The organism is Pseudomonas guariconensis, assembly GCF_024127895.1.
GTDB classification, from domain to species: Bacteria; Pseudomonadota; Gammaproteobacteria; order Pseudomonadales; family Pseudomonadaceae; genus Aquipseudomonas; species Aquipseudomonas guariconensis_B.
In genome coordinates this window covers 1-5,411 of the sequence record NZ_JAMYBK010000051.1, presented here as the reverse complement: position 1 = coordinate 5,411, position 5,411 = coordinate 1, and the positions used below count along the sequence as shown (strand labels likewise).

2 tRNA genes and 3 rRNA genes are annotated in these 5,411 nt (G+C 52.5%); all 5 read right to left on the bottom strand.

From position 1 onward, the window contains the following. Window positions 1–50 precede the first annotated feature (50 nt). Window positions 51–166: ribosomal RNA gene (gene rrf / locus NJF35_RS24385) — 5S ribosomal RNA — on the bottom strand. 129 nt (window positions 167–295) lie between these two features. Beyond that, window positions 296–3,187, bottom strand: a 23S ribosomal RNA gene (locus NJF35_RS24380). A gap of 234 nt (window positions 3,188–3,421) precedes the next feature. Continuing rightward, window positions 3,422–3,497: transfer RNA gene (locus tag NJF35_RS24375), tRNA-Ala, on the bottom strand. 25 nt (window positions 3,498–3,522) lie between these two features. Then, window positions 3,523–3,599 (bottom strand) — tRNA-Ile (locus NJF35_RS24370). An 82-nt stretch (window positions 3,600–3,681) separates the two neighbouring features. Further along, a 16S ribosomal RNA gene (locus tag NJF35_RS24365) occupies window positions 3,682–5,218 on the bottom strand. Together the 16S, 23S and 5S rRNA genes with 2 tRNA genes alongside form the textbook arrangement of a ribosomal RNA operon. Window positions 5,219–5,411: the final 193 nt, after the last annotated feature.

Here is a 5,411-nt window from a genome sequence, read left to right as displayed (position 1 = left end):
AAAGACAAAACCCCTACCTGCTCGCGCAGATAGGGGTTTTGCGAAATGAATCTTGACGATGACCTACTCTCACATGGGGAAACCCCACACTACCATCGGCGATGCATCGTTTCACTGCTGAGTTCGGGATGGGATCAGGTGGTGCCAATGCTCTATGGTCGTCAAGAAATTCTGTTGCCAGAACATCCAGATGGACACTCCAGCCAATTCGGATACGTGATCTTTGTGGTTGCGAACTTTCGGCCTTGCGTCTTCACCACCGCAATCCGCTGCACGCAAATTGCTTGGGTGTTATATGGTCAAGCCTCACGGGCAATTAGTATCGGTTAGCTCAACGCCTCACAGCGCTTACACACCCGACCTATCAACGTCGTAGTCTTCGACGGCCCTTCAGGGGGTTCAAGACCCCAGTGAGATCTCATCTTGAGGCGAGTTTCCCGCTTAGATGCTTTCAGCGGTTATCTCTTCCGAACATAGCTACCCGGCAGTGCCACTGGCGTGACAACCGGAACACCAGAGGTTCGTCCACTCCGGTCCTCTCGTACTAGGAGCAGCCCCTCTCAAATCTCAAACGTCCACGGCAGATAGGGACCGAACTGTCTCACGACGTTCTAAACCCAGCTCGCGTACCACTTTAAATGGCGAACAGCCATACCCTTGGGACCGGCTTCAGCCCCAGGATGTGATGAGCCGACATCGAGGTGCCAAACACCGCCGTCGATATGAACTCTTGGGCGGTATCAGCCTGTTATCCCCGGAGTACCTTTTATCCGTTGAGCGATGGCCCTTCCATACAGAACCACCGGATCACTAAGACCTACTTTCGTACCTGCTCGACGTGTGGGTCTCGCAGTCAAGCGCGCTTTTGCCTTTATACTCTGCGACCGATTTCCGACCGGTCTGAGCGCACCTTCGTACTCCTCCGTTACTCTTTGGGAGGAGACCGCCCCAGTCAAACTACCCACCATACACTGTCCTCGATCCGGATCACGGACCTGAGTTAGAACCTCAAGGTTGCCAGGGTGGTATTTCAAGGATGGCTCCATGGGAACTGGCGTCCCCACTTCAAAGCCTCCCACCTATCCTACACAAGCAAGCTCAAAGTCCAGTGCAAAGCTATAGTAAAGGTTCACGGGGTCTTTCCGTCTAGCCGCGGATACACTGCATCTTCACAGCGATTTCAATTTCACTGAGTCTCGGGTGGAGACAGCGCCGCCATCGTTACGCCATTCGTGCAGGTCGGAACTTACCCGACAAGGAATTTCGCTACCTTAGGACCGTTATAGTTACGGCCGCCGTTTACCGGGGCTTCGATCAAGAGCTTCGCTTGCGCTAACCCCATCAATTAACCTTCCGGCACCGGGCAGGCGTCACACCCTATACGTCCACTTTCGTGTTTGCAGAGTGCTGTGTTTTTAATAAACAGTCGCAGCGGCCTGGTATCTTCGACCGACATGGGCTTACGGAGCAAGTCCTTCACCCTCGCCGGCGCACCTTCTCCCGAAGTTACGGTGCCATTTTGCCTAGTTCCTTCACCCGAGTTCTCTCAAGCGCCTTGGTATTCTCTACCCGACCACCTGTGTCGGTTTGGGGTACGGTTCCCGGTTATCTGAAGCTTAGGAGCTTTTCTTGGAAGCATGGCATCAACCACTTCGCGCTCTAAAGAGCACTCGTCATCAGCTCTCGGCCTTGAGATCCCGGATTTGCCTAAGATCTCGGCCTACCACCTTAAACTTGGACAACCAACGCCAAGCTGGCCTAGCCTTCTCCGTCCCTCCATCGCAATAACCGGAAGTACAGGAATATTAACCTGTTTTCCATCGACTACGCTTTTCAGCCTCGCCTTAGGGACCGACTAACCCTGCGTCGATTAACGTTGCGCAGGAAACCTTGGTCTTTCGGCGTGGATGTTTTTCACACCCATTGTCGTTACTCATGTCAGCATTCGCACTTCTGATACCTCCAGCAAGCTTCTCAACTCACCTTCACAGGCTTACAGAACGCTCCTCTACCGCGTCATCAAAGATGACACCCGTAGCTTCGGTGCATGGTTTGAGCCCCGTTACATCTTCCGCGCAGGCCGACTCGACTAGTGAGCTATTACGCTTTCTTTAAAGGATGGCTGCTTCTAAGCCAACCTCCTAGCTGTCTAAGCCTTCCCACATCGTTTCCCACTTAACCATGACTTTGGGACCTTAGCTGACGGTCTGGGTTGTTTCCCTTTTCACGACGGACGTTAGCACCCGCCGTGTGTCTCCCATGCTCGGCACTTGCTGGTATTCGGAGTTTGCATCGGTTTGGTAAGTCGGGATGACCCCCTAGCCGAAACAGTGCTCTACCCCCAGCAGTGATACATGAGGCGCTACCTAAATAGCTTTCGAGGAGAACCAGCTATCTCCGAGCTTGATTAGCCTTTCACTCCGATCCACAGGTCATCCGCTAACTTTTCAACGGTAGTCGGTTCGGTCCTCCAGTCAGTGTTACCTAACCTTCAACCTGCCCATGGATAGATCGCCCGGTTTCGGGTCTATACCCAGCGACTAAACGCCCTATTAAGACTCGCTTTCGCTACGCCTCCCCTATTCGGTTAAGCTCGCCACTGAATATAAGTCGCTGACCCATTATACAAAAGGTACGCAGTCACCTAACAAAGTAGGCTCCCACTGCTTGTACGCATACGGTTTCAGGTTCTATTTCACTCCCCTCTCCGGGGTTCTTTTCGCCTTTCCCTCACGGTACTGGTTCACTATCGGTCAGTCAGTAGTATTTAGCCTTGGAGGATGGTCCCCCCATGTTCAGACAAAGTTTCTCGTGCTCCGTCCTACTCGATTTCACTGACAAGAGATTTTCGTGTACGGGGCTATCACCCACTATGGCCGCACTTTCCAGAGCGTTCCACTAATCTCAAGCCAGCTTAAGGGCTGGTCCCCGTTCGCTCGCCACTACTAAGGGAATCTCGGTTGATTTCTATTCCTCAGGGTACTTAGATGTTTCAGTTCCCCTGGTTCGCCTCTTGCACCTATGGATTCAGTACAAGATACCTAGGTTATCCTAGGTGGGTTCCCCCATTCAGAGATCTCCGGATCACAGTCTGTTTGCCGACTCCCCGAAGCTTATCGCAGGCTACCACGTCTTTCATCGCCTCTGACTGCCAAGGCATCCACCGTATGCGCTTCTTCACTTGACCATATAACCCCAAGCAATCTGGTTATACTGTGAAGACGACATTCGCCGAAAATTCGCATGTCGCTCTTTCGAGCGGAACTCACAAATTTTACCTTAGCCTGATGCCACACCAGTGAAAGTGCGCCATCAGTCTTTCTATCACATATCCGAATTTTTAAAGAACGATCTGACAAAAGTCAGAAATCAACATTCATTCACGAATGCTCATTTCTAAGTTCTGCAGGTAACGGCAACATGGTGGAGCCAAGCGGGATCGAACCGCTGACCTCCTGCGTGCAAAGCAGGCGCTCTCCCAGCTGAGCTATGGCCCCGTATACAGGCTGCACCACAACAAATTGGTAGGTCTGGGCAGATTTGAACTGCCGACCTCACCCTTATCAGGGGTGCGCTCTAACCAACTGAGCTACAGACCTATCACAGGGTCGCGTCACATCGTCTTCTTCAAGGAATCAAGCAATTCGTGTGGGTACTCATCAGCAGGCTGATGTCTTCGATTAAGGAGGTGATCCAGCCGCAGGTTCCCCTACGGCTACCTTGTTACGACTTCACCCCAGTCATGAATCACACCGTGGTAACCGTCCTCCCGAAGGTTAGACTAGCTACTTCTGGTGCAACCCACTCCCATGGTGTGACGGGCGGTGTGTACAAGGCCCGGGAACGTATTCACCGCGACATTCTGATTCGCGATTACTAGCGATTCCGACTTCACGCAGTCGAGTTGCAGACTGCGATCCGGACTACGATCGGTTTTGTGAGATTAGCTCCACCTCGCGGCTTGGCAACCCTCTGTACCGACCATTGTAGCACGTGTGTAGCCCAGGCCGTAAGGGCCATGATGACTTGACGTCATCCCCACCTTCCTCCGGTTTGTCACCGGCAGTCTCCTTAGAGTGCCCACCATGACGTGCTGGTAACTAAGGACAAGGGTTGCGCTCGTTACGGGACTTAACCCAACATCTCACGACACGAGCTGACGACAGCCATGCAGCACCTGTGTCAGAGTTCCCGAAGGCACCTCTCCATCTCTGGAAAGTTCTCTGCATGTCAAGGCCTGGTAAGGTTCTTCGCGTTGCTTCGAATTAAACCACATGCTCCACCGCTTGTGCGGGCCCCCGTCAATTCATTTGAGTTTTAACCTTGCGGCCGTACTCCCCAGGCGGTCAACTTAATGCGTTAGCTGCGCCACTAAAATCTCAAGGATTCCAACGGCTAGTTGACATCGTTTACGGCGTGGACTACCAGGGTATCTAATCCTGTTTGCTCCCCACGCTTTCGCACCTCAGTGTCAGTATCAGTCCAGGTGGTCGCCTTCGCCACTGGTGTTCCTTCCTATATCTACGCATTTCACCGCTACACAGGAAATTCCACCACCCTCTACCGTACTCTAGCTCGCCAGTTTTGGATGCAGTTCCCAGGTTGAGCCCGGGGCTTTCACATCCAACTTAACGAACCACCTACGCGCGCTTTACGCCCAGTAATTCCGATTAACGCTCGCACCCTCTGTATTACCGCGGCTGCTGGCACAGAGTTAGCCGGTGCTTATTCTGTTGGTAACGTCAAAACAGCAAGGTATTCGCTTACTGCCCTTCCTCCCAACTTAAAGTGCTTTACAATCCGAAGACCTTCTTCACACACGCGGCATGGCTGGATCAGGCTTTCGCCCATTGTCCAATATTCCCCACTGCTGCCTCCCGTAGGAGTCTGGACCGTGTCTCAGTTCCAGTGTGACTGATCATCCTCTCAGACCAGTTACGGATCGTCGCCTTGGTGAGCCATTACCCCACCAACTAGCTAATCCGACCTAGGCTCATCTGATAGCGTGAGGTCCGAAGATCCCCCACTTTCTCCCGTAGGACGTATGCGGTATTAGCGCCCCTTTCGGAACGTTGTCCCCCACTACCAGGCAGATTCCTAGGCATTACTCACCCGTCCGCCGCTGAATCCATGAGCAAGCTCACTTCATCCGCTCGACTTGCATGTGTTAGGCCTGCCGCCAGCGTTCAATCTGAGCCATGATCAAACTCTTCAGTTCAATACTGCTTGGGTTTTTAAGTAACCCTAAACTTGGCTCAGCAATCTCAAATGACTATGTGATTTCTCATATGGCCACTTGTGATGCTGATAATCTTGGCGACTATCAGTCCGTACTCACAAGCACCCACACGAATTGCTTGATTCGATTGTTAAAGAGCGTTTGGTCAAGAGCGTTTCGTCTCAACCGAGGC